Source organism: Streptococcus sp. HMSC36C04, assembly GCF_001839535.1.
In the GTDB taxonomy this organism is placed as follows: Bacteria; Bacillota; Bacilli; order Lactobacillales; family Streptococcaceae; genus Streptococcus; species Streptococcus hominis.
In genome coordinates, this window is sequence record NZ_KV841567.1 from 26523 (window position 1) to 50916 (window position 24394).

Genomic DNA, 24394 nt, shown 5'->3' on the forward strand with positions numbered 1-24394 from the left:
CCTAGAAAGAAAATGAGGAGGAAAAGATAATGATATCTATTGTGTTTTTGATTTCTGTATTTCTAGCGGGAATTTTATCATTTTTCTCGCCTTGTATATTGCCATTGCTTCCTGTATATGTTGGTATTTTATTGGATACAGATGAACCAAGAACAATCACTATTTTTGGAAAGAAGATTGCTTGGTACGGAATTATAAAAACACTATTTTTCATTGCAGGATTGTCCGTAGTCTTTTTAATTCTTGGATATGGCGCTGGCTTTTTGGGAAAAGTTCTCTATACAGAGTGGTTCCGCTATGTATTAGGAGCAATTGTTATTTTGCTCGGTGTTCATCAAATGGAACTGATCAATTTTAAGCTACTACAACGACAGAAAAGTGTTCAATTAAAAAAAGATAAAAATAGAAATGATTTTTACAATGCTTTCTTGCTAGGTGTGACCTTTAGCTTTGGTTGGACACCTTGTGTAGGTCCTGTTTTGAGTTCTGTTCTCGCAATTGCAGCTTCTGGTGGTAATGGAGCAGTACAAGGTGGCTTCCTCATGTTAGTTTATACCCTTGGTCTTGCTATCCCATTTCTCATTTTGGCGCTTGCCTCTTCTATTGTTTTACGCCATTTTGGGAAAATAAAACCTTATATGGGACTACTAAAGAAAATTGGCGGGTTACTTATCATCTTGATGGGAATTTTACTTATGCTGGGAAATCTTAATGTTCTAGCTTCAATATTTGGTGGATAAAAGGAGGAATCTCATGAAAAAAACAATGTTAGTCATCACAGGTCTTGTTTGTGTTGCTTTGTTGGGCGCCTGTGGAAATCAAAAATCAGCTAGTGGAACTAAATCTGGACACGGACAATTTACAAATAAAACGACAGCTACAAAGTTGAATCAAGGCGAGGCTGCTCCTGATTTTGAACTAAAAGGGGTTGACGGGAAAACTTATAAATCGTCAGATTTCAAAGGAAAGAAAGTTTATCTCAAATTTTGGGCATCTTGGTGCTCTATCTGCTTGTCTACATTGAAAGATACTGATGAGTTAGCTAAAAATGCTGGGAAAGATTATGTAGTTTTGACGGTTGTTTCACCGGGGCATGTCGGTGAAAAGTCTGAAGCAGACTTTAAAAAATGGTATGAGAAACTAAATTATAAACATTTACCTGTTTTACTAGATCCTAGTGGTAAATTATTGGAGCAATATGGTGTTCGTTCCTATCCGACAGCTGCATTTATTGGAAGTGATGGAAAATTGGTAAAAACTCGTCCTGGACTTATTAAAAAAGCAGAAATTGAATCAACTCTTAAAAGCATTAAATAGGAGGGGAGGATGATGGATCATAAAATGAAATGGTTATTATTGGGTGGAGCACTCCTGCTGGTTTTAGGTTTATTTGTGCTGGGAAGTCGCATGATACCAACCCTTAAAAATCAGTCTGCTATTAATCAGATTAAAGAAGCAGCTGTTAGCCAGACTGAACCGGTCAAGCAAAAGAAAGCGGACTTGAAAAATGCAAATTTAAAGCATATCTATTTGGCAGGAGGTTGCTTCTGGGGGGTAGAAGAATATTTCTCACGAGTAGATGGGGTGGTTGATGCAGTCTCTGGTTATGCTAATGGCACTAGCGAAACCACGAAATACGAACTAATCTCGCAGACAAAACATGCAGAAACGGTTCATGTAACCTATGATGCCAATAAAATCTCTTTAAGAGAAGTCTTGCTACATTATTTTAGAATCATTGATCCGCTCAGCAAAAATAAGCAAGGCAATGATCATGGAGTGCAATATCGTACAGGTGTGTATTATAAAGATCAGGCTGATGTAGAAACAATTAACAAAGTCTTTGACGAGCAGAAAGAAAAATTTAAAGAGCCGTTGGCGGTTGAAAGACAACCATTAAAACATTTTATTAAGGCTGAAGAGTACCACCAAGATTATTTAAAGAAAAATCCAAATGGGTATTGCCATATCAATGTTAAGCAGGCTTCTTATCCAGTTATTGATGCTTCCAAATATAAAAAGCCTAGTGATGCAGAGATTAAAAAGAAACTATCCGATGAAGAATATGCTGTAACACAAAAAAATGATACTGAGCGTGCTTTTTCTAATCGCTATTGGGATAAGTTTGATGCAGGTATTTATGTAGATGTTGTAACAGGTGAGCCACTTTTCTCTTCCAAAGATAAATTTGAGTCTGGTTGTGGCTGGCCTAGCTTCACCCGTCCAATCAGCCCAGATGTCGCAACTTATAAGGAAGATCATAGTTTTAATATGACACGGACGGAAGTTAGAAGCCGTATTGGAAATTCTCATCTAGGGCATGTCTTTACGGACGGACCAAAAGATAAGGGCGGACTTCGCTACTGTATTAACAGTTTAGCCATTCGTTTCATTCCGAAAGACCAAATGGAAAGTAAAGGTTATGGATATTTATTAGACTATGTGTAACAGCAATTTTCACAGAAATTTGCTATAATGAGTTTAATAAATAATAGGGGTGCGCTAGTGTATTCAATTATGATTGTAGAAGATGAATACCTTGTTCGGCAAGGTATTTCGTCTTTAGTAGATTTTGAAATATTTGATATGGAAGTCATGGATGAGGCTGAAAATGGCTTGGATGCTTGGGAAAAGATACAGCTTGCACAGCCCGATATTATCTTGACAGATATCAATATGCCACATATAAGCGGGATTAAACTAGCTCAATTGGTCAAAGAACAATATCCTTCTGTTCATATTATCTTTTTAACGGGTTATGATGACTTTGACTACGCTTTGTCAGCAGTAAAATTAGGTGCTGATGATTATTTACTAAAGCCGTTTTCGCGGGAAGATGTGGAAACGATGTTGTTGAAAGTCAAAGAGAAATTGGACAAGGAGCGAAAGCAGCAGCAAGTTCATGAACTGGTTGAGCAAGCAGAATTTTCTGATTTAGAACAAGCAATTCATGATCGTTTGACCGATACAGAATTGTCTCTTAAATCACTCGCTTTTCAACTAGGGTTTAGTCCGTCTTATTTGAGCGTTCTCATCAAAAAAGAGCTGGGCTTGCCATTTCAGGATTACTTAATTCAAGAACGGATGAAGAAAGCAAAATTACTGCTTTTGACAACTGACTTGAAGGTTTATGAAATTGCAGAGCAGGTCGGCTTTGAAGATATGAACTATTTTTCTCAACGCTTCAAACAAGTCGTTGGAGTGACACCGCGGCAATTTAAACGAGGAGAAGGGAAATGAAACGTTATTCGCTTCTGATTCAGTTAGTGATTTATGTTTTTATCATGATATTAGCTCTTTTGGGAATTGTCGGTGGGATTTATTATCAGACTAGTTCGGTTGCTATTCGCCAGACAACTGAGCAAAATACACGCAAGACCATTCAGCAAAGTGGTCAGTTTATCACTTCTTATTTACAAAAAGTTAAACAGACAACGAGTAGTTTGGCTGAAAATGAGAAAATAAAGACATACGCACAAACACCAAGCCAAGAAAACGCTGAACAACTTCGGCAATTATTCGCAACGATTTTAAAAACAGATTTGGATTTGGTATCTGCTATTTTGGTAACAAAAGACGGAAATCTCATATCAACAGATCCTGAATTAACCATGAAGACATCCGCTGATATGATGAAAGAAAAATGGTATCAGGATGCTATCCATAAAGGTGCTATGCCGATTTTGACACCAGCACGAAGAACCATCAGTCATACAACTGGTGAAAAATGGGTGATTTCAATCATGCAGGAAGTTGTAGATAAAGACGGTAAAAATTTGGGGGTTGTTCGCTTAGATATTGGATACAAGACGTTGGAAGCTTACTTAGATCAACTACAGTTAGGAAAAGAAGGATTTACCTTTATCGTCGATGCCAATCATGACTTTGTCTATCATCCTAAAAAAGCAGTTTATTCTTCTCACGTTGAAATGAAAGCGATGGCGCTTTATCTTTCTGTAAAAAATGGATATGTCAAATCAAAACAAGCTTATGTATCTCAATATCAAATTCCAAATAGTGGTTGGACATTGATTGGGGTTTCTTCAATGGAACAATTGCATGCAGTTCAAACGCAGATTTTGTGGTCTTTTATTGGAACAGGTCTGTTTGCTTTGGGTGTTTGTCTAATAGGGATCTGGTTTGTGCTTCGGCTTTGGATTAAGCCTTTGCGAGATTTGCAAGCAACCATTTTAAAGGTTGGAAGTGGGCATTCAGATTTGAGGGCTAATGAAACCGGCTCTCCTGAATTAGTTGATTTGGCAAGACAATTTAATATTATGTTAGACCGGATTGATCAATTGATGATTGCAGTCAAAGAAGAGGAACAGAATGTCAGAAAATATGAATTGCAGGCGCTTTCCAGCCAAATCAACCCGCATTTTTTGTACAATACGTTGGATACAATTGTATGGATGGCAGAATTTAATGACAGCAAGCGTGTGGTAGAAGTAACAAAATCACTAGCTAAGTATTTCCGTTTAGCTTTGAACCAAGGACATGAACAAATTTCTCTTAAAGATGAAATTGACCACGTGCGTCAGTATCTCTTTATTCAAAAACAGCGCTATGGTGAGAAATTGCAATATGAGATTAAAGAGTTGAAGCAATATGATGACTACAAAATTCCAAAATTAATTTTGCAGCCTTTGGTTGAGAACGCCATTTACCATGGTATCAAAGAAATGAATCGTCAAGGGAGGATTCGAGTTAGCGTTTCTGAAAATGACACGCAGCTCATCGTTTCAATTTATGACAATGGTCGTGGCTTTGTCGCCAGCGAAACTACAAATGCTACACTCGTTCGCTTGGGTGGTGTAGGTCTGAAAAATGTTGACCAACGTTTGCAATTACAATTTGGTAAATCCTATCACATGGAAATTAAATCTGAAGAAAATACTTATACGGAGATTCGTCTCTATTTTCCAAGGGCAAATAAAACCAACTGATGAAAGATTTCAGTTGGTTTTTAATATTTAATTCCCAACACTGGAGAATTTTTTCATGCCGTATTTGAATAGAGCGTAGTTGATAGTAAAAATAACAAGTAGGACTAAAGGAAGTAGCAAACCAATCCAGCTTAGATTTAAAAAATAAAGAGCTGGAAAAAAAGAAGTAAAAGCATAAGGAAATACAAAAATTAGTATCAATTGGATAAAGGTTGGGTAAATTTTGATAGGGTATTGTGCCATTTGATTGAGGGAGAAAATCCCCATTGTGATAGGGAAAGATTCGACAATCCAAAAAGCAAGAGCAGTAGGTCCTAATTGAATAGCGGCATAGAGTAAACCAATACAAATACAGATAAAGACAAAGAGAAGTAGATGAAAAATGTTCCAATGCAGTCCGAGTAAATGATAGGATTGATAAGTTGCAATAGCTCCCATCAGTGTTGTGCCAAAGCCTTGTAGCTGCACGCGTTCACAAATTAGCTGAAAAAGAGGATTGATGGGCATGATAAGCAGGCGTTCAAACTCACCTTTGCGAATATAGCGGCTTCCAAACATCCAAAGATTGTCAAAGAAAATCAGGTGAACTGAACGTCCGATAGTTGCCATTCCATAAATAAATAGCATTTGTCCATAGTTGAATCCGGCAATTTCCTTGATATTTGCAAATAATACATTTAAAAAGATTAAATAAACAATCTGTTCAATCAAGGAAGAAACAAGTCCGATGAAGAAGTCCATTCGGTAAGACATACTAGCAATCAAGTAAGCTTTGAGGTTATAAAAATAAATGTTGATGTATTTCATCTTCAACCTCCTAAAATGACTAAACGACGTTTAGCTTGATACCAAAGAAAAGCAATGAAAGCTGAAAGTATCGGAATCCAAGCCAATTGAATCCAGAAGAGTTCAAAATTAACCTGTCTTTTCAAAAGGATATTGACCGGAAAATTAACAGCAAAGCTATAAGGTAATAGTTTCAAAATGTTTGCAATATTTTCTGGATAAAAACTTAGTGGCAAAAGCGCTCCAGAAGCGAGTGAAAAAAGGCCATTTCTGAGAATCAATATTCCCCATGTATTTGCCGTGAAAAAGGCGGTTAAACTAAATCCTAAATCTAGTAAGAGGATAATAAACATTCCTAATAAACTAGAAAATAAGAAAAGCAATCCTGTCTGCCAATTTGGAAGATAAAACTGTCCTTGAAGCAAAGGGATAATTAATAAAATTGGAATGAATTTAACAATTTCAACAATTTTGACAGCAAAGTCTTGGAAAAAGAGCGAAGTAATTAAAGAGTAAGGATAAAGTAGCTCACCAGTAATATTCCCATCTACAATCATCAGAGATAGATCCCGTCCAATACTAAAACTATTTAGATTTCCTAGTAGATTTGCGAAGATAATATAGGTAGTGAACGTTTCTAAAGTATAACCATTAACATGAGATTGGGTGAAAAAAATGGTTTTCCAAACAAAAATGGAGACAAGAACTTGTATGAAAGTACGAATCAGGGTTGCAACAAAGAAAGATTTATATTGAAGTTGCGTAATAAGAGCTAATCGTGTGATATGGATATATTTACTCATCAAGCCCCTCCTCATAAATTTGTTTGACGATATTTTCAATTGTCAATTCTTTGATAGCTAGGTCTTCGATTGAATAATGATCAAAAATCTGATTAATAACTTGGGCATTAGTATAAATATCTGTCTGATAATGAATATTGAAATGATAAGAGTCAATTTTCTCAAAACGAAAACCATTGATTTGGAATAGCTCTTCTATTGGCGTTTGCGTTTTGAAAGAAATGGTTTTAACTGTCGAAAACTTTTCTCTTAATTTCGTCAGACTTCCATCATAAACCTTTTTGCCCTTATCAATGATAAAAATTCGTCCACAGAGTGATTCAATATCTTGCATATCATGAGACGTAATGAGGAAAGTTGTCTGATGTTCTTTATTCATAAAGCGAATGAAGGAGCGGATTGTTTCTTTTACGCTGGCATCAAGGCCGATTGTAGGTTCATCCAAGAAAACAACGGCTGGTTGATGAATGAATATAGCAGCAAATTCGCAGCGAACTCGTTGCCCGAGCGAAAGATTACGAACAGGCTGGTGAATAAAATCTCCTAGCTGCAACAGGTCAATTAATTGCTCCAAGCGTTCCTCAAAAACTTTATCAGGAACGTCATAGATTTTAGCATGCAAAATAAAAGATTCCAGCACAGGAATATCCCAACGTAAATGTGATTTTTGTCCGAATAAAACGCCAATCTGCTTATTGACTGCTGTCCGATGTTTCTGTGGGGTAAGTCCATTAATTTTAACACTGCCTCGATCTGGATAAAGAACACCTGTCAGCATTTTTATAGTCGTGGACTTTCCGCTTCCATTCGAACCAATATAACCAACAATTTCACCTTTTTGAACCGTTAATGAAATATTCTGTACAGCGTGAATTTGTTTTTTCTTAGGGTGAAAAAAGGCTTTGATAGAACCTTTAAGGCCTAATTCTTTCTCGACAATACTATATGTCTTATATAATTGATTTGCTTCAATCATCATTATCTCCTTGTGGCAGAAAACGTTTGCGTATATTCATTATTATAACAAGTTCACGAAATCTGTGCAAGTGAATCTTATGGAATGATCTTTTACACAGAAAAAAGGATGAGACAAAATTGCTCAACCTTTTCTTTGATTTCTTTAGATCAATGACTGGAAGCAGCAGAAGTAGCATCTGCCTCACTCGTACTCTCGCTGTGACTACCTGTATCCGAAGCACCGGAAGTTGCATCAGCTTTAGCCTGTCCTCCTGCAGGAGCGAATGGACCGCTTCCGCCAACTAGCTGCTGACCAGTCGTTTCTAAGTACCATTCTAACCACGGTCTAAAATTGAAGACAATTTCATTAATACCTGCGTAAGAACCATCTGGATAATACATAGCCTGATAGTTATGTGTATTTAAAACTGGTGAATGCGGATTTGGAATCAGGGTGCGGACATATTCTTGATTGCCGTTACGCAAGGTTCCGACCACCCACTCTACATTTTTCATTCTGCCAGTCGGAAGTGAATTGTGAACCGTTGATAGGCGGTTTCCTGACTGAGATGGTATACGTTTTGCCAGCATGGTATCAGGGTCTTGATGTGCATTGTTGTAGTAGAGGAATTGATTGTTGTCATCGGCGTAAGTCAGTTCAAAAGGCATGGATTTCAAGAACATATTGATCTGATCCACCGTTAAAATACCGTGGTCTAGTTTTACATAGGTATCTCCTGAGACAGCGCCCACCATGGCAGCGGCTTTTTCAACCCATTCAGGATCATCTGGGTCAATGCCTTGAATCGTTGTTGCGATAGGTTTGGTAACATCTAAATTTTCTGGTTCAATTGGTTTTGGTTTTTTCAATTTTGAAACGACCTCTACATATTTCATAAAATTATCCAAGCAGGTTTCAAGGAATTTGACGGTTCCTTCGTTGGTAATATTTCCCTCATCGTCAAAGGCTTCTTTGGCTTTTCCAAGCAGAAATTCATTTCCGGGAAGAGTATAAGCATTGACACCTGGTGCGTCAAGAATTTTGCGTAAATGGACCTGTGCGCGTGAAGTTCCTTGATCGTAGTAAGAAGCGCCCACAATCATGACAGGCTTATTTTCAAATGGATGAACTTCAAATGACAGCCATTCAAGCACGCTTTTCAGAGCGGCAGTAATGGTATGGTTGTGCTCAGGTGTTGCGATAATGACGCCGTCTGCACGGGTGATTTTGTTGTACAGGAGGCGAAGTTGGAAAGATTCGTCCCATTTTTCGTCTTGATTAAACATCGGAACTTCATCAATTTCCAAGACTTCCAATTCAAATTTTAGTTTAAAATGTCTTCTGATAAATTCCAGTAATTTACGATTATACGATTGCTCTGCATTTGAGCCTACAATTCCTACAAATTTCATTGCGTCATTCTCCTTTACTTACAAGTTTTCCCAGTCAAAGTTTTCAGCTTCTTTGTGCAATAATTCCTGCGCGCTGGATAGCTTCTCGGTAATTTTCACAAAAAGGCGGAAATCATCAAAAAGTGCATCTAATTTTTGGATAATTTCAAGGTCAATAAGATTGCCATCTTTATCAAATGCTTGCAGAGAGTGTGACAGCAAAAACTCAGATCCGGGCATGACGGAAGCTTTTAACTCAGGGGCATCCAAAATCTGGCGAAGCTGTAACTGTGCACGAGACGAACCCAAGGTCCCAAAGGAAGCGCCTGTAATCATCACGGGTTTATTGAGCATTGGATAAATACCGTAAGATAACCAAGCCAGAGCACTCATGAGTGAAGCTGGGATAGAGTGGTCGTATTCAGGCGTTCCGATAATAACCCCGTCAGCAGCTTCTATCTTTTCAGCAATTTCCGTTACAATAGCTGGAAGTTTTTTGTCTGCGGGTTTATTGAAAATGGGAATGTCTTTGATTTCCACCAGTTCAATTTCTGCTTTATTCGCAAAATGTTTTTGCATATATTGTAATAGTTGGCGATTGGTGGAACGTTTTGAATTTGTACCAACTAAACCGATGAGTTTTAACATAATTATTTCCTTTCCGATATTAAAATAGCAGTTCTGGCTTTAAACCAGAAGAATAGAATAATTGACCATCTTTTGTAATCCCTAACGCTTCAATCTGTTCTTCTTTTTCAACTTGTTCTAGAATAGACGATGGGCTTTCACCAAATAATCGTGTTGTCCAAATTTCACCATCTACAGAGCGATTAGACACAATCGTTAAACTAGCGACATTTGTCTCCACAGGATAGCCTGTCTTGCTATCAAGAATATGGTGATAGGAATGTCCTTGTTTTTCAAGGGTTCGCTCATAAATTCCTGAAGTCACAACGGATTGATTCACGATAGGAAGAATGGCGAGGTTATTTCCGCGTGTTAATTTTGGATGCTGAATCCCAATCCGCCAAGGACGCTTGGAAACTTGGTTGATTCCTAGGGTTAATACATTCCCGCCTAGATTGATGAGAGCAGAAGTCACGCCTTTATTTTTTAAGAACTCCATCACTTTATCAGCAATATAGCCTTTTGCAAGTGCTCCAAGATCAATTTTCATTCCTTCTTTTGCCAAAAAAACACTAGAAGAAGTAGAATCGAGTTTAATAAAAGTAGGTTCTATTAAAGAAAGGCAATATTTGATTTCTTCCGGCTGAGGCACTTTAGCGTCTGAAAAACCAATTCGCCATGTTTGTACAAGTGGTCCGATAGTAATATTTAAGTGACTATTTTGAGCTAAACTATGCTGTTTTCCTAGCTCAATTAGCTCAAACAAATCAGGATGCACCTGAACCCATCGTTTTCCAGCTTGATGGTTGATTTTCATCAACTCCGAAGCATCATCATTTGCACTAAAGCGTTTCTCATACAGAAAAAGTAGCTGAATAACTTCGTCAAGTAGCAAACCTGCTTGCGGATGCAGAATTGAAATCGTAATCGTCGTTCCCATTAAGTGAATGGAACGAGAGCTGAAGTCCACTATATCACATCCTTTCTACAAATAAAAAATACATACCTATTATAACAGATAGATAACGTTTTCACAAACTTTTTCTATAATTTTCTGACAATTTCGACAAAGCTGTCTGTCTACAAGATGAGATAAAAACTACATTGAGATTAGAAATGAAAGCATTCATGAAAAGTTCTCTTAAATTGATAGAAAATGTAATATTTTTCAGTTTTATGAGCAAATATATTGTAAACGCTAACACGTAATGTTATAATGTTTTAGTAAATTAAAAATTAAGGTAGGAATTGCTCTATGAGTAAAATTGTTGTTATTGGTGCCAACCATGCTGGTACAGCTTGTATCAATACGATGTTAGACAACTTCGGAAATGAAAATGAAGTTGTGGTGTTTGACCAAAATTCAAACATTTCTTTTTTAGGATGTGGAATGGCGCTTTGGATTGGTAAGCAAATTGACGGTCCAGAAGGATTGTTCTATTCAGATAAGGAAAAACTTGAAGCAAAAGGTGCTAAAGTTTACATGGAAAGTCCTGTTTTGTCAGTTGATTATGACAAAAAAGAAGTGACCGCACTTGTAAATGGTCAAGAACACCTTGAATCTTATGACAAATTGATTTTTGCGACTGGTTCACAACCAATCATTCCGCCGATTAAAGGTGTTGAAATTGTTGAAGGAAATCGTGAATTTAAAGCGACTCTGGAAAACGTTCAGTTTGTAAAATTGTATCAAAATTCCGCAGAAGTCATTGAAAAGCTGAAAAACAATAAAGGAATCAATCGCGTTGCTGTTGTTGGAGCCGGCTACATTGGTGTTGAACTCGCAGAAGCTTTTGAACGCCTTGGAAAAGAAGTAATCTTAATTGATGTGGCAGATACTTGCCTTGCTGGTTACTACGATCGTGAATTATCTGACTTGATGAGTAAAAACTTAGCAGATCACGGCATTAAACTTGCCTACGGTCAAACTGTGCAAGCAGTTGAAGGCGAAGGCAAAGTTGAACGTATTGTAACAGATAAAGAAACGTTTGACGTAGATATGGTCATTATGGCTGTTGGCTTCCGACCAAACACTGCCCTTGGCGCTGGCAAGATTGAACTTTTCCGTAATGGTGCCTTCCTTGTTGATAAAAAACAAGAAACAAGCATTCCAGGAGTTTACGCAGTTGGTGACTGTGCGACGATTTATGACAACGCCCTTGATGAAATGAGCTACATTGCCCTTGCTTCAAACGCTGTCCGTTCAGGTATCGTTGGAGCTTACAATGCAACCGGTCATGAATTAGAAGGTATTGGTGTGCAAGGCTCAAACGGTATCAACATCTACGACCTTAAAATGGTTTCAACTGGCTTGACCTTGGAAAAAGCAAAATCTGCTGGCTACAATGCGGTTGAAACTGGCTTTAACGACCTTCAAAAGCCAGAATTTATCAAACACGATAACCATGAAGTAGCCATTCGTATCGTATTTGATAAAGATACACGTGTCATCCTTGGAGCACAAATGGCTTCACACGAAGATATTTCAATGGGCATTCATCTCTTCTCACTTGCAATCCAAGAAAAAGTGACCATTGATAAACTAGCTTTGACAGATATTTTCTTCCTGCCACACTTTAATAAACCTTATAACTACATTACAATGGCAGCATTGACGGCTGAAAAATAAAGATAAGATATTGAGTTTATAAAGCGTTTTTAGTGTAATTCGTATATAGTTGTTGACAAAACATTTTAACAGTAAAAGAGTGCAACTTTATTTGTTCACTCTTTTTTTGCGTATAACAGAAAAATTTTTGATAAATAGAATAGTATTGCTACTTATTTATCAAAAATTTACGATGATTAGACGAAAGAATACTTTGCCCCAAAAATAGCATTTAGAAATATTTAGAAGATAAATAATGTGTTGCGATGCTCCAAATGGTTAGTTTTCTGAGTGTAAGCTTGTTCTTAGGTAGGTCATCAGTCCTTTACTAAAGGTAAAGAAATGATGACTTTTAAGCCTGGCTGATTGTCTAAAAAAACAATTTCACCTTGATGTAATTTAATAATTTGTTTAGTGATAACCGTTCCCATACCATGTGATTCATAATTAGTCGATTTTTGATTTAGCTCAGTAATTTTTTGAGCTGTAATATCTCCTTGATCCGCAATGATGATGAGCACTTTATTATCAGATAATTGATAAGTCAGATCAATCTGGTTAGAACCGCTGTGTATGATACTATTAAGCAAGAGATTTCTAAAAGCTCTTTCTAGTAAAGTTACCTCTCCTTTTACCAACACTGCCTCGGTAGGCAAATCAAAATGAAGTGTAATTGTTTCATAATTATTCAATATATCGGCAATTACTGTTCGTAGGACTGCAACCAAATCAAGACTCGAAAATTCGGAGTGATGCTTTTGATTATCCAATAAGTAGCTCATATTGAGATTAGAAATCATTTCTTTCATAGTTTGAATCTGATTTTCAATTTCCTCCGTCTGCTTTCCTTTACCATATTGCTGCTCTAGCTGACTGTTATAACCTGATATGAGCATAAGAGGATTGCGTAAATCATGACTGACCCCTCTAATCCATTGCTCTTTCATCGTGTTGCTTTCTTCCAAAATATGAGATGTTTCATTAAGGGCTGTCTTAATTTCTGAGAAATTTCCCTTTTCATTAAGAGCAATATTTTGACCCTGAGACAAAGAAGTGACAGCAGTAATAATCGGATCCATTTCCTTTTTAATGCGTAGCTTTGATCGGCTCAAAAGAATAAAAATAAGTAAAAGAATAATACCCAAGAAAACAAGTCCCAAACTGAGAAAATTCCTAATAAATTGTGTATTAGCATAGAAATTAAATTTTGCTAAGGAATGCTTTTTAGGATAGCCCAAAACTAAAATTTGCTGACCTCGTACATAGGAGAAAACAGGGTAATCTTCTAAATACCAACGTGAAAATTTAACCATATCAGCATTGGTATAATGTCTTTTGAGCTGTTGAGGTAAATGATAAGATTGGACAATATTGCCATCTTGATTCAGTACCATAGCCCAAGTATTTTGTTTATCCATTTCAATTTTGCTGCTTTTATCAAAATTAAAATTATTCTGTTGACTCGATTGAGCGATTTTAGTGTAAAGTAGTTCCGGTTTTTCCTTTCCATAGAAACTAAAATAGGATGAGAAAACCAAACCATAAACAAAAACAAGTCCTATGATTAAAGCCAAGAGTAATAGAACATACCTGGTTAATAACTTAGTAAAAAATTTAACGGTATCCATTTAATTCACCTTTAGTTTGTAACCCAAACCTTTAACCGTTATTAAGCTTTCTGGTTTAGATGGATTGGCTTCGATCTTTTGTCGAATCTTACGAATATGAGCCATTAGGGTATTATCATAGCCTTGGTATTGTAAGCCCCAGACTTTTTCTAAGAGTTGGTCAAAAGTAACAATGCGATTCTTATTATCATATAAGACCTTAAGAATACTGTATTCCTTAGCTGTCAGCTGAATCTCTAGTTTTCCTTTGGTAATCAAGGCTTGGCTAAAATGCACCTGGCAAGCAGGCAAAACAAGGGTATCTTCCTTTTCGGGATAGGCTCTTTTTAAGATGGAAAGAATACGCAACTCCAAATCTCTTGGGCGGAAAGGCTTGATAATATAGTCATCTGCCCCTAACTCAAAGCCCTGATATTGTTTTTCTATATCGGAGATTGCCGACAAAAACAAAACAGGAACCGTTGAAGTCTTACGGATACCTTTTAAAACTTCAAATCCTGATCCTTCAGGCAGCATAATGTCTAAAATAACTAAATCAAAAGATTTTTCTTCAAATTGCTCCAAAGCTTCTTTTTGTGATTGTACACTTGTTAGATTGCTAAAACCAGCAATGTTCAATGATTCTTGCACCATTTCTAAAATTTCTGGGTTATCGTCTAAAATTAAGATCTTCTTTTCTTTATAATTCATACTATTACCTCAATAAGACTAGTATAACACATTGCTTCCTTGGTCAAGGACTTTAAAGTAAAAATTAAGGAAGAATTAAGGTAATGAATAGGTTAAAATAAAGGAGTTTCATTATAATAAAAATAGCGAAAGGATATAACATCACTCTAAGATTTTTAAAGGAGAAAACAAATGAACAATTATATCGTTGAAACCAACCAATTAAGTAAGGATTTTTCAGGTGAAGTAGCCGTTAATCAGCTCTCTATTCATATTAGAAAAAATGAAATTTATGGTTTTTTAGGACCAAATGGTGCTGGTAAGAGCACTGCTATGAAAATGCTTTTGGGATTGTTGCAACCAACCCATGGTTCCATTAAGCTCTTTGGCAAAACCTTTAATAGCAATCAAATATCACTCCTCTCAAATGTAGGTTCCCTTATTGAGGAGCCCTCTTACTATGCTAATTTGACCGGCTATGAAAATCTTGAAATTATCCAAAAATTACTTAAATTACCAAAAAGAAATATTGATGAAGTCTTAAAGATTGTCAAACTTTTCGATCAAAAAGACAAGCTAGTTAAAAACTATTCACTAGGCATGAAACAACGTCTAGGAATTGCGCTAGCCATTGTTAAATTTCCTAAATTACTGATTCTGGATGAGCCAACTAATGGTTTAGATCCTGCTGGTATTCAAGAAATTCGTGAGCTCATCAAGTCATTACCACAAAAATACGATATGACTATCATCGTTTCTAGCCATATTCTTTCAGAAATTGAACAGATGGCTACGACTGTCGGTATTATTAATCATGGTCAATTACTTTTTGAAGGTCACCTATCTGACCTTAAAGAAGATGAAAAATATCTGTTTGAGACCAGTGATGATGTAACTGCTAAAAGAATACTAATGTTCAATGGTTTTAATTTGGATGATGACAAAAAATTGATTGTCAACGATAACGATAAAGTTAATATAGCCACTGCTATTCGACTCTTAGTTGAAAATGATGTTGATATTTATCAAGTTCGTATGATTCGTCGATCGCTGGAAGATGTTTTCCTTGATATGACAGGACGGGAAGGAAGTGTTTTGTAATGCTAAATTTACAATTAGAATTTATCAAATTAAAAAGACGTTCTTTCTTGCTATCTTTGATTGCTATTGTAGCAGTGGGCTTGATTTGGAGTGGCGTTGTTATCAAATATGAATTACCTAAAACGCATGAGGCCTATAATGCCATTTATACCATGACTTACTTGAATGATTGTATTTTGCCACTTTTCATTGCAGTTTTAGCGTCTAGACTACTGGAATTGGAACATCTAGGCAAAACTTTTAAACTCTTGCAAACCAGTAACGAAAGTCCTTGGCAACTTTTTAAGGCTAAATTGACTGTGATGGCTATTTTTGCCTTTGTTGTCAGTTTGATTCAAACGCTTTTTCTGAAATTTATTATTCAAGGCATGCAGGTCAGTGTGACACCTGTTTCATTGAGTCTCTTTTTGTTCACAACTTTTTTGGTTTGTCTCTTTCTGTCTTGTTTACATCTTTGCTTAGCTTTTATCTATCCAAAGCCAAGTGTGACAGTGGTAACAGGCTTAATTGGTTCCTTCCTGTCATTTGTAGGTATCGGTGCGTTACCATTTCCTATTCGTATTTTCATTCCTTGGCAATATTTCTCTATGATGGGAATCGCTAAACGGGTGGCTGGAACTAACACTTATCTTTTTCAATATGATAATGCTTATCCCTTTAAATTAGTCACATTATTGCTTATCATTTTTTTAAGCATCTTTGTCAGTAAAAAACTCATTGGAAAGGCGGATCTATTATGATTATTTTTGAATTTAAAAAAATCAAAAAAAGTGCTATTCCGATAACGCTAATCTTCTTTAACCTTGTTGGGTCCTTATTGGGAGCAATGATTTACGCTCTCAATCGAAAGGTGCTCCTAGATGGTACACAAGCTCGCGTCCTTTGGGGACAAACAGTTTTCTATTCCTCGCAGATATTTACTCCTATTCTGATCGGGATTATCTGTTCCATCAGTTGTCAATTCGAGGAAAGTAATAAAAACTGGCAGCGCTTATTAAGTATTCCGGTTAAAGCCAATCGTATCATTTTATCAAAAATCACCAGCTTATCACTAGTCATGGCTATTAGTCAACTGATAGTTCTTCTCTTTTATATTATCAGCGCTTTGGTTTTGAAGGTACCTTTTGCAAATTATCTACTGGACTTTTTGCTTTGGTCTATCACAGGTTGGATAGCAACCATTACTATTGTCACCATTCAAATTTTTCTTAGTATTCGCTTAAAAAATTTCGCAGTGCCTATTCTTATATCAGCTATTTTGGCTATAGCAGGGCTTATGACCCTATTTATTGGACAAGGTCTTTTTAGCATTTTCCCTTATGCTCAGATTGCTGTTGGTAATCGAGCTCGTTCTTTAGTCCCTTTTACCTTATCTGAATTTATCCTTTTCTTAGTTGTCAATGGTGCTTATATTTTTGTCTTCTATACCTTAGCAGTTAGACAGCTTAAAAAGAGATTTATTTAATCTCATTTATAGTAAAAAACAAGAAGAAAGCGAAGATTTATCGTAATTGTTATACAATTAATGATCAGCAAATAAATAGTGTAGAGATTTAATAAGGATATTATCATAAACCAGTTTCGCATGAAGCTGGTTTGATTTTTTCTCTAGACTTCATTTTCTAAAATAATTTCTATAAGCAATAAGAAAAATTATGCTAAAATAGAAGGAGAACATATTGGGAGGTAATGATGTCTGTTCAGACAGAAAAGAGAACATCAAATACCAAGAAAGAATTTGCGTTTACATCTAGCTCGATTATTCTGCAAGTTTCAAGAGGAATTTTAGTCGGGATTATCGTGGGTGCAATTGTTGGTTCTTTTCGTTTTTTGATTGAAAAGGGATTTTATATCATTCAATATTTCTATCAGCAAGGTCATGATAGTATGATTTGGTTTGCTTTTATTTTGTTATTTTATGCTTGCGTGATTTGGATTAGTGCAAAATTAACGCTTTCAGAAAAGAATATTAAAGGTTCTGGAATTCCGCAAGTGGAAGCAGAGCTGAAAGGACTGATGAGCTTGTCATGGTGGAGTGTCCTCTGGAAAAAGTATATTCTAGGTGTTTTAGCCATTGCAAGTGGCTTAATGTTAGGACGTGAAGGTCCAAGTATCCAGCTGGGAGCAATGGGTGGAAAAGGAATTGCCAAACATCTTCATTTAAGCCCTGTGGAAGAGCGTTCTTTGATTGCTAGTGGAGCGGCAGCAGGGCTGGCAGCAGCTTTTAATGCTCCGATTGCGGGTTTACTGTTTGTTATTGAGGAAGTCTATCATCATTTTTCGCGTTTCTTTTGGGTCTCGTCTTTGGCGGCAAGTTTAACGGCGAATTTTGTTTCGCTTATGATTTTTGGAATGACCCCTGTATTAAATATGCCAGATAATATTCCTCTGATGGGGCTAGGGCAATACTGGCTTTATTTGTTGTTAGGAATTTTTCTTGGTTTTTCAGGATTTTTATATGAAAAAGTTGTTCTAGCTATGCCTCGTATTTATGATATGATTGGTGAAATGTTGCATCTTTCTCCGCAATATTATCCTATTATAGCCTTTATTTTCATTTTACCAGTAGGATATTTCCTTCCACAGCTTTTAGGCGGTGGCAATCAACTGGTTCTCTCTTTAACCAGTCAACATTATCTGCTATTAACATTAGTGATGTTTTTTGTTATTCGCTTTATCTGGAGTATGATTAGTTATGGTAGTGGGCTTCCTGGTGGTGTTTTTCTCCCCATTTTAGCTCTCGGCTCTCTTTTAGGGGCAATTGCTGGTGTCGTTTGTGTGCGATTAGGCTTTGCAACTCAAGAGCAATTTCCCATTTTTATTATTTTAGGTATGAGTGGCTACTTTGGTGCCATTTCAAAGGCTCCGCTAACTGGCATCATTTTGGTGACTGAGATGGTTGGTGATATACGAAACCTCATGCCTCTTGGTCTAGTGACTTTAGTGGCATACGTTGTAATGGATTTACTGGGTGGAGCACCTGTGTATGAGGCTATGCTAGAGCGATTGCTTCCAGATAGCATGGCAGATGATAGTGAGACAACGCTTATCGAAATTCCTGTTTCTGAGAAAATAGCCGGCAAGCAAGTGCACGAATTAGAACTACCAAAAGATATTCTAATTACCATGCAACATCACAATGGAAGAAATCAAACAGTGAATGGTAGCACGCGCCTTTATCTGGGAGATATGATTTATGTAGTCTTGAAAAAATCAGATATTGGACGCATTAAAGATTTGCTATTGTAAAAGAGGGAAACCTCTTTTTTAGAACCTAAAAGAACAATCTATAATTTCCGAACGATAAAAAATATTATACGTCATTATATTGTAATTTCTGTACCTTGTGTTATAATACTAAAGGAAACGTCAGGAAAGGCGTAGCGATGCGAAAGCATAGGTAGGTCATTTTTAGCATAAAATTAAAGGAGAATGATATGCTGAACGAATTTCCTATTTTTGACTACGAAGATATCCAATTGATTCCGAATAAATGTATCATCAAAAGCCGCTCAGAAGCAGATACGACAGTTACTTTTGGGAATCACACCTTCAAACTTCCTGTTGTTCCAGCTAATATGCAAACAATTCTGGATGAAGATGTAGCAGAAAAATTGGCGAAAAGTGGTTATTTCTACATCATGCACCGTTTTGACGAAGCTGGCCGCATTCCTTTCATCAAGCGCATGCATGAGCAAGGACTTATTGCTTCCATTTCGGTTGGTGTGAAAGATTATGAATACGATTTCGTTAGTCAGCTGAAAGCAGACGCCCCTGAATATATCACGATTGATATTGCTCACGGTCACTCAGAAAGCGTGATTAAAATGATTCAGTATATCAAAAAAGAACTCCCTGATACTTTCGTGATTGCAGGAAATGTCGGGACACCAGAAGCTGTTCGTGAGCTGGAAAATGCTGGAGCAGATGCAACCAAAGTTGGCATTGGACCAGGAAAAGTTTGTATCACAAAAGTAAAAACTGGCTTTGGTACAGGTGGCTGGCAATTAGCGGCTCTTCGTTGGTGTGCAAAAGCTGCTCGCAAACCGATTATTGCAGACGGTGGTATTCGTACGCATGGCGACATTGCCAAATCCATTCGCTTTGGTGCTACCATGGTGATGATTGGTTCCCTATTTGCAGGTCATATCGAAAGTCCAGGTCAAACGGTCGAAGTAGATGGTGAACAATTCAAAGAGTATTATGGTTCGGCTTCAGAGTACCAAAAGGGCACGTATAAGAATGTGGAAGGAAAGAAAATTCTTTTACCAGTTAAAGGACATTTAGCTGACACTTTAGTTGAAATGGAGCAGGACTTGCAAAGTGCTATTTCCTATGCCGGCGGAAGAGATTTAGCTGGTCTTAAGCACGTAGATTACGTCATTGTGAAAAATTCCATTTGGAATGGTGACGCTCATTAACAATAAAATAATTACTTATTTATATTACGAATTTGGCGTAATGTTTCTACAAGGCACCTAATGTCTAACAATAAGTAAGTCTTCAACTTTCCTGCTATGTTTTTTAGCAAGGAATTTTGTATTCAGTTGGTTAACCAATTGTTTTAGGCTTGCTTTTGGCAAGTCTTTTGTTTTTTCTAAAAGGAGATTTTATGAAATTATTAGAAGAATGCATCCTAAAAGACGGAAATGTTTTAGGAGAAAATATTTTAAAAGTGGATTCATTTCTGACTCACCAAGTCGATTTCAACTTGATGAAAGAAATTGGTAAAGTGTTTGCAACATATTTTCGCTCGGCTGGTATTACAAAAGTTGTGACAATTGAAGCATCTGGCATCGCACCTGCTATTTATACAGCAGAAGCATTGGGCGTTCCAATGATTTTTGCGAAAAAGTCAAAAAACATCACTATGACGGAAGGTATTTTAACGACCGAGGTCTATTCTTTTACCAAACAAGTGACAAGTACGGTCTCAATTGCAGGGAAATTTTTAAATCATTATGATAAAGTACTTATTGTCGATGATTTTCTAGCAAATGGGCAAGCAGCTAAAGGGCTGGTTAATATCATTGAACAATCAGGTGCCCATGTGGAAGCGATTGGCATTGTGATTGAAAAATCATTCCAAGAAGGAAGAAAGTTACTAGAAGAAGATAAGCGAAAAGTCGTTTCTTTGGCTCGTATTCAAAAATTTGAAAATGGAAAAGTTGTATTTATGGAGGCTGATGCATAATGGAACTGAAAGAAGAAAAACATTCACAGGCGGCTGTCTTAGGTTTGCAGCACTTATTAGCAATGTACTCAGGGTCAATCCTTGTACCCATTATGATTGCTGGTGCGCTAGGTTATTCGAGCCAACAGCTGACCTATCTCATCTCTACAGATATTTTTATGTGTGGTGTGGCAACATTTTTGCAATTGCAACTCAATAAATATTTCGGAATTGGCTTGCCAGTCGTACTTGGCGTTGCTTTTCAATCGGTTGCACCTCTGATTATGATTGGTCAAAAACATGGAAGTGGAGCTATGTTTGGAGCGCTCATCATTTCCGGTATCTACGTTCTTTTGATTGCAGGAATTTTTTCTAAAATTGCTAATTTCTTCCCACCGATTGTGACGGGCTCAGTCATTACAACCATTGGTTTGACACTTATTCCTGTTGCGATTGGCAATATGGGAAATAATAGTGAAAAGCCCACTGCACAAAGTTTGCTGTTAGCTACTGTCACGATTTTGATTATACTGTTAGTAAATATCTTTGCGAAAGGCTTTCTTAAATCCATTTCCATTCTGATTGGCTTAATTATTGGAACGATTATTGCTAGCTTTATGGGCTTAGTAGATTTTGCGCCAGTAACTCAAGCCCCTCTTGTACATGTTCCAACACCGTTTTATTTTGGAATACCTAAGTTTGAACTTTCATCCATCATCATGATGTGTATTATTGCAACAGTTTCTTTGGTAGAATCAACAGGTGTTTATTTTGCACTTTCAGATATTACAAACGAAAAGTTAGACAGCATTCGTCTGCGAAATGGTTATCGTGCAGAAGGACTTGCAGTGCTTCTTGGCGGTATTTTTAACACTTTCCCTTATACAGGATTTTCACAAAATGTTGGTTTAGTCAAACTTTCTGGAATTAAAACACGTCTACCAATCTATTATGCAGCAGGATTCTTAGTCTTGTTAGGATTATTACCAAAATTCGGAGCTTTGGCACAAATTATTCCAAGTCCTGTACTCGGTGGTGCCATGCTTGTCATGTTTGGTTTTGTTTCTGTTCAGGGAATGCAAATGCTAGCACGAGTTGATTTTGAACACAATGAGCACCATTTCTTGATTGCCGCTGTATCTATTTCCGCAGGAGTCGGCCTAAATGGAAGCAATCTTTTTAACAGCCTACCAACTGGCTTGCAAATGTTTTTCTCAAACGGGATTGTTATGGCGAGTGTCATTGCGATTGTATTGAATCTTATTTTAAATCGTGAGAAGAAATAGAGTTTGAAAAGAGGCTGGGAGGATTTCCTCCTAGCTTTTTTGACTATTCTGAGTGCTTATAGTATAGTTAAGAGAGAAGGAATAATTTTAGGAGATTTTATGTACCAAGCTCGCAATTTAAAAGAACGAATGACCCTATTTATCTCGATTTTTTTGCCAATTTTGATTTATCAACTGGCTAATTTTTCGGCCTCTTTTGTGGACACAACCATGACAGGGCAATACCATACTTTGCATTTAGCGGGAGTGTCAATGGCGACTAGCTTATGGAGTCCGTTTTTTACTTTTTTGACTGGTATTGTCTCAGCCTTGGTTCCGATTATTGGACACCATCTGGGACGAAAACAAGAAGAAAAAATCGCTTCTGATTTTTATCAGTTTATTTATTTATCTCTCGTTTTGTCTCTTCTCTTGTTTGGACTCGTTTTTTTAGGTGCACCGCTTGTTTTGTCCAATATTGGCTTAGAACCACTAGTAGCAGAAGTCTCTATACATTATCTCTGGTATTTGGCACTTGGAATTATCCCCTTGCTTTTATTTAGTGTTGTACGCTCTTTATTAGACGCATTAGGATTGACAAGATTATCCATGTACCTTATGTTGCTCTTACTACCGTTGAATGCCAGCTTTAATTACATTTTAATTTATGGGGCATTTAGTTTCCCAGAAATGGGCGGAGCAGGAGCGGGGCTGGGGACTTCGTTGGCTTACTGGGTGCTGTTAATCCTTTCGGTAGTAGTTGCCAAAAGACATCCTAGAATTAAAAAATATCAATTATGGAAAATTCGACCTTTGGACAAAGAAGGATTGCAGGAAGGGATTCGTCTCGGTTTTCCTATTGGTGGGACTGTCTTTGCAGAAGTTGTGATATTTTCAGTCGTAGGTTTGCTCATGGCTAAGTTTTCTTCGTTAATCATTGCCAGTCACCAGTCGGCTATCAGCTTTTCCAATCTTATGTATGCTTTTCCTATGAGCATTTCTAATGCTATGGCGATTATCGTTTCTTACGAAATTGGCGCAAAGCGTCTAGACTATGTCAGAAAATATTGTGTTTTGGGAAGATTAACTGCGCTTGGGTTCGCTGTTTTCACGCTGACATTTTTATATCTTTTCCGTTATCAAGTCGCTTCATTATATGGAACGAACAAAGAATTCATTCGTCTGACATCGGTTTTCTTAACTTACAGTTTATTTTTTCAATTAGCAGATACTTTCGCAGCACCACTTCAAGGGATTTTACGCGGATACAAGGATACAAAAGTTCCATTTTATTTAGGCTTGATTGGCTATTGGGGGGTGTCGCTACCAGTTGGATTACTATTGGATCACACGACAAATTTAGGCCCCTTCGCTTATTGGATTGGTTTAATTTCTAGTCTGGTTGTTAGTGGCATTTTATACCAACTTCGTCTTAATCATATTCAAAAAAAGAAATTAGCTTAAATGTTGCATCTACATCATTTATCATTCTGAATTAAAAAAGAATCTCAGATTTTTATCCAAGATTCTTTTTTTGTTATTTTGTACGCATTTCACCTTGTGGGAAATAAGTCCCTTCTGGCATGTCGTTGATGATGACATGAACAGCAGATTGTGGCGCGCCAGTATTTTTTACGACAGCGGCAGTAACTTCTTTTGCAAGAGCTTTCTTTTGTTCTAACGTGCGTCCTTCAAATAAATCAATTCTGACAAATGGCATAGTGTTTCTCCTTTTTATCTTTGATATTTTTATTTTATCATAAATTAGGTTTTAAAGCGTGTCAGAATATGGTAAAATAAGAAGTATTAAAAATTGGAGAATTTGGAACGAATTAAAGAAAATGGCTCAGTTGTATTATAAATATGGCACGATGAATTCGGGCAAAACAATCGAAATTTTAAAAGTAGCACACAACTACGAAGAACAGGGCAAAGGTGTTGTCATTATGACGAGCGCCCTTGATACACGTGACGGTTTCGGCGTTGTTTCTAGTCGTATCGGAATGAAGCGAAAAGCAATTGCAATAGCAGAAGATACTGATATTTTCCGCTTTATTCAAGAAATGCCCGAAAAACCTTATTGTGTATTGATTGATGAAGCGCAGTTTCTATCTCGTCATCATGTCTATGATTTGGCAAGAGTAGTTGATGAATTAAATGTACCAGTTATGGCTTTTGGTTTGAAAAATGATTTTCGCAATGAGTTATTTGAAGGCTCGAAATATCTCCTGCTTCTAGCAGATAAAATTGATGAGATTAAAACGATTTGTCAATTTTGCTCCAAAAAAGCAACCATGGTATTAAGAACAACGAATGGTAAGCCGGTCTATGAAGGGGAGCAGATTCAAATCGGTGGGAATGAAACCTATATTCCTGTCTGTCGGAAGCATTATTTTAAGCCAGAAATTGACGAAATGAAGAGTTAAGGAGAAGTGTAGC

24 protein-coding genes and 1 riboswitch are annotated in these 24394 nt (G+C 36.8%); of the genes, 15 read left to right on the top strand and 9 right to left on the bottom strand.

Features of this window, described 5'->3' with window-relative positions; genetic code table 11:
- Positions 1-29: 29 nt before the first annotated feature.
- Genes ccdA2 through HMPREF3249_RS00880 form a run of 5 tightly spaced genes read left to right on the top strand, consistent with a single transcriptional unit; the run spans position 30 to position 4946 of the window.
- Positions 30-740 (top strand): thiol-disulfide oxidoreductase-associated membrane protein CcdA2, encoded by a 711-nt coding sequence (gene ccdA2, locus HMPREF3249_RS00860; protein ID WP_003024626.1) that lies wholly within the window; start codon positions 30-32, stop codon positions 738-740.
- 13 nt (positions 741-753) lie between these two features.
- A complete protein-coding gene (locus HMPREF3249_RS00865) occupies positions 754-1317 on the top strand; it encodes a redoxin domain-containing protein (RefSeq protein ID WP_059220718.1) in 564 nt (187 codons plus the stop codon).
- A gap of 12 nt (positions 1318-1329) precedes the next feature.
- On the top strand, positions 1330-2448 hold the full coding sequence (msrB, locus tag HMPREF3249_RS00870) for a peptide-methionine (R)-S-oxide reductase MsrB (protein WP_059221320.1): 1119 nt from the start codon (positions 1330-1332) through the stop codon (positions 2446-2448).
- 57 nt (positions 2449-2505) lie between these two features.
- Complete coding sequence (locus HMPREF3249_RS00875) at positions 2506-3240, top strand: response regulator transcription factor (RefSeq protein ID WP_059220721.1); 735 nt, start codon at positions 2506-2508, stop codon at positions 3238-3240.
- Entirely contained in the window at positions 3237-4946 is a 1710-nt protein-coding gene (locus HMPREF3249_RS00880) for a cache domain-containing sensor histidine kinase (RefSeq protein ID WP_059220723.1), read from the top strand. The genes HMPREF3249_RS00875 and HMPREF3249_RS00880 overlap by 4 nt, the downstream gene beginning before the upstream one ends.
- 27 nt (positions 4947-4973) lie before the next feature.
- Here HMPREF3249_RS00880 and HMPREF3249_RS00885 read toward each other — a convergent pair whose 3' ends face one another.
- From HMPREF3249_RS00885 to HMPREF3249_RS00910, 6 genes are all read right to left on the bottom strand, one after another.
- Positions 4974-5753 (bottom strand): ABC transporter permease, encoded by a 780-nt coding sequence (locus tag HMPREF3249_RS00885; RefSeq protein ID WP_059220725.1) that lies wholly within the window; start codon positions 5751-5753, stop codon positions 4974-4976.
- Positions 5754-5755: 2 nt separating this feature from the next.
- Entirely contained in the window at positions 5756-6535 is a 780-nt protein-coding gene (locus HMPREF3249_RS00890) for an ABC transporter permease (protein ID WP_059220727.1), read from the bottom strand.
- Positions 6528-7511 carry an ABC transporter ATP-binding protein gene (locus HMPREF3249_RS00895; RefSeq protein WP_059220729.1) on the bottom strand — a complete coding sequence of 328 codons (984 nt, stop codon included), beginning with the start codon at positions 7509-7511 and terminating at the stop codon, positions 6528-6530. Before HMPREF3249_RS00895 ends, HMPREF3249_RS00890 begins: the two co-directional genes overlap by 8 nt.
- 149 nt (positions 7512-7660) lie before the next feature.
- Entirely contained in the window at positions 7661-8905 is a 1245-nt protein-coding gene (locus HMPREF3249_RS00900; protein WP_059220730.1) for an NAD(P)H-dependent oxidoreductase, read from the bottom strand.
- Between the two features lie 18 nt (positions 8906-8923).
- Positions 8924-9532: an NADPH-dependent FMN reductase gene (locus tag HMPREF3249_RS00905; RefSeq protein ID WP_059220732.1), complete on the bottom strand. Its 609-nt coding sequence runs from the start codon at positions 9530-9532 to the stop codon at positions 8924-8926.
- A 19-nt stretch (positions 9533-9551) separates the two neighbouring features.
- A complete protein-coding gene (locus tag HMPREF3249_RS00910) occupies positions 9552-10481 on the bottom strand; it encodes an FAD:protein FMN transferase (protein WP_003042710.1) in 930 nt (309 codons plus the stop codon).
- A 285-nt stretch (positions 10482-10766) separates the two neighbouring features.
- Between HMPREF3249_RS00910 and nox the strand changes: the two genes are divergently transcribed.
- Positions 10767-12140 carry a H2O-forming NADH oxidase gene (gene nox / locus HMPREF3249_RS00915; protein ID WP_049534025.1) on the top strand — a complete coding sequence of 458 codons (1374 nt, stop codon included), beginning with the start codon at positions 10767-10769 and terminating at the stop codon, positions 12138-12140.
- Between the two features lie 296 nt (positions 12141-12436).
- Here nox and HMPREF3249_RS00920 read toward each other — a convergent pair whose 3' ends face one another.
- Together HMPREF3249_RS00920 and HMPREF3249_RS00925 are read right to left on the bottom strand one after the other, a co-directional pair.
- On the bottom strand, positions 12437-13747 hold the full coding sequence (locus HMPREF3249_RS00920) for a sensor histidine kinase (protein ID WP_021001669.1): 1311 nt from the start codon (positions 13745-13747) through the stop codon (positions 12437-12439).
- Complete coding sequence (locus HMPREF3249_RS00925) at positions 13748-14437, bottom strand: response regulator transcription factor (RefSeq protein WP_003024592.1); 690 nt, start codon at positions 14435-14437, stop codon at positions 13748-13750.
- Positions 14438-14608: 171 nt separating this feature from the next.
- On the opposite strand from HMPREF3249_RS00925, the gene HMPREF3249_RS00930 reads away from it, so the two are divergent.
- The 8 genes from HMPREF3249_RS00930 (at position 14609) to HMPREF3249_RS00965 (ending at position 23419) form a co-directional block, all read left to right on the top strand.
- Positions 14609-15517: an ABC transporter ATP-binding protein gene (locus HMPREF3249_RS00930; protein WP_059220735.1), complete on the top strand. Its 909-nt coding sequence runs from the start codon at positions 14609-14611 to the stop codon at positions 15515-15517.
- Positions 15517-16257, top strand: a complete 741-nt coding sequence (locus tag HMPREF3249_RS00935) for an ABC transporter permease (protein WP_003024586.1) — start codon at positions 15517-15519, stop codon at positions 16255-16257. The genes HMPREF3249_RS00930 and HMPREF3249_RS00935 overlap by 1 nt, the downstream gene beginning before the upstream one ends.
- Positions 16254-16982, top strand: a complete 729-nt coding sequence (locus HMPREF3249_RS00940; RefSeq protein WP_059220736.1) for an ABC transporter permease — start codon at positions 16254-16256, stop codon at positions 16980-16982. The genes HMPREF3249_RS00935 and HMPREF3249_RS00940 overlap by 4 nt, the downstream gene beginning before the upstream one ends.
- 227 nt (positions 16983-17209) lie before the next feature.
- Positions 17210-18766 carry a ClC family H(+)/Cl(-) exchange transporter gene (locus HMPREF3249_RS00945; RefSeq protein ID WP_049534031.1) on the top strand — a complete coding sequence of 519 codons (1557 nt, stop codon included), beginning with the start codon at positions 17210-17212 and terminating at the stop codon, positions 18764-18766.
- Positions 18767-18954: 188 nt separating this feature from the next.
- Positions 18955-19938 (top strand): GMP reductase, encoded by a 984-nt coding sequence (guaC, locus tag HMPREF3249_RS00950; protein WP_070867443.1) that lies wholly within the window; start codon positions 18955-18957, stop codon positions 19936-19938.
- A riboswitch (purine riboswitch) is annotated at positions 19934-20029 on the top strand. (Overlaps the previous gene by 5 nt.)
- A 100-nt stretch (positions 20030-20129) precedes the next feature.
- Positions 20130-20711 (top strand): xanthine phosphoribosyltransferase, encoded by a 582-nt coding sequence (locus HMPREF3249_RS00955; protein ID WP_003042438.1) that lies wholly within the window; start codon positions 20130-20132, stop codon positions 20709-20711.
- Positions 20711-21976 (top strand): nucleobase:cation symporter-2 family protein, encoded by a 1266-nt coding sequence (locus HMPREF3249_RS00960; protein ID WP_003042613.1) that lies wholly within the window; start codon positions 20711-20713, stop codon positions 21974-21976. The genes HMPREF3249_RS00955 and HMPREF3249_RS00960 overlap by 1 nt, the downstream gene beginning before the upstream one ends.
- Before the next feature lie 99 nt (positions 21977-22075).
- Positions 22076-23419, top strand: coding sequence for an MATE family efflux transporter (locus HMPREF3249_RS00965; RefSeq protein WP_003042723.1), 1344 nt, complete (start codon positions 22076-22078; stop codon positions 23417-23419).
- A 73-nt stretch (positions 23420-23492) separates the two neighbouring features.
- Here HMPREF3249_RS00965 and HMPREF3249_RS00970 read toward each other — a convergent pair whose 3' ends face one another.
- Positions 23493-23693 (bottom strand): 4-oxalocrotonate tautomerase, encoded by a 201-nt coding sequence (locus HMPREF3249_RS00970; RefSeq protein WP_224785091.1) that lies wholly within the window; start codon positions 23691-23693, stop codon positions 23493-23495.
- Positions 23694-23796: 103 nt separating this feature from the next.
- Here HMPREF3249_RS00970 and HMPREF3249_RS00975 point away from each other — a divergent pair, with 103 nt between their 5' ends.
- Positions 23797-24381 carry a thymidine kinase gene (locus tag HMPREF3249_RS00975; RefSeq protein ID WP_037567302.1) on the top strand — a complete coding sequence of 195 codons (585 nt, stop codon included), beginning with the start codon at positions 23797-23799 and terminating at the stop codon, positions 24379-24381.
- Positions 24382-24394 lie beyond the last annotated feature (13 nt).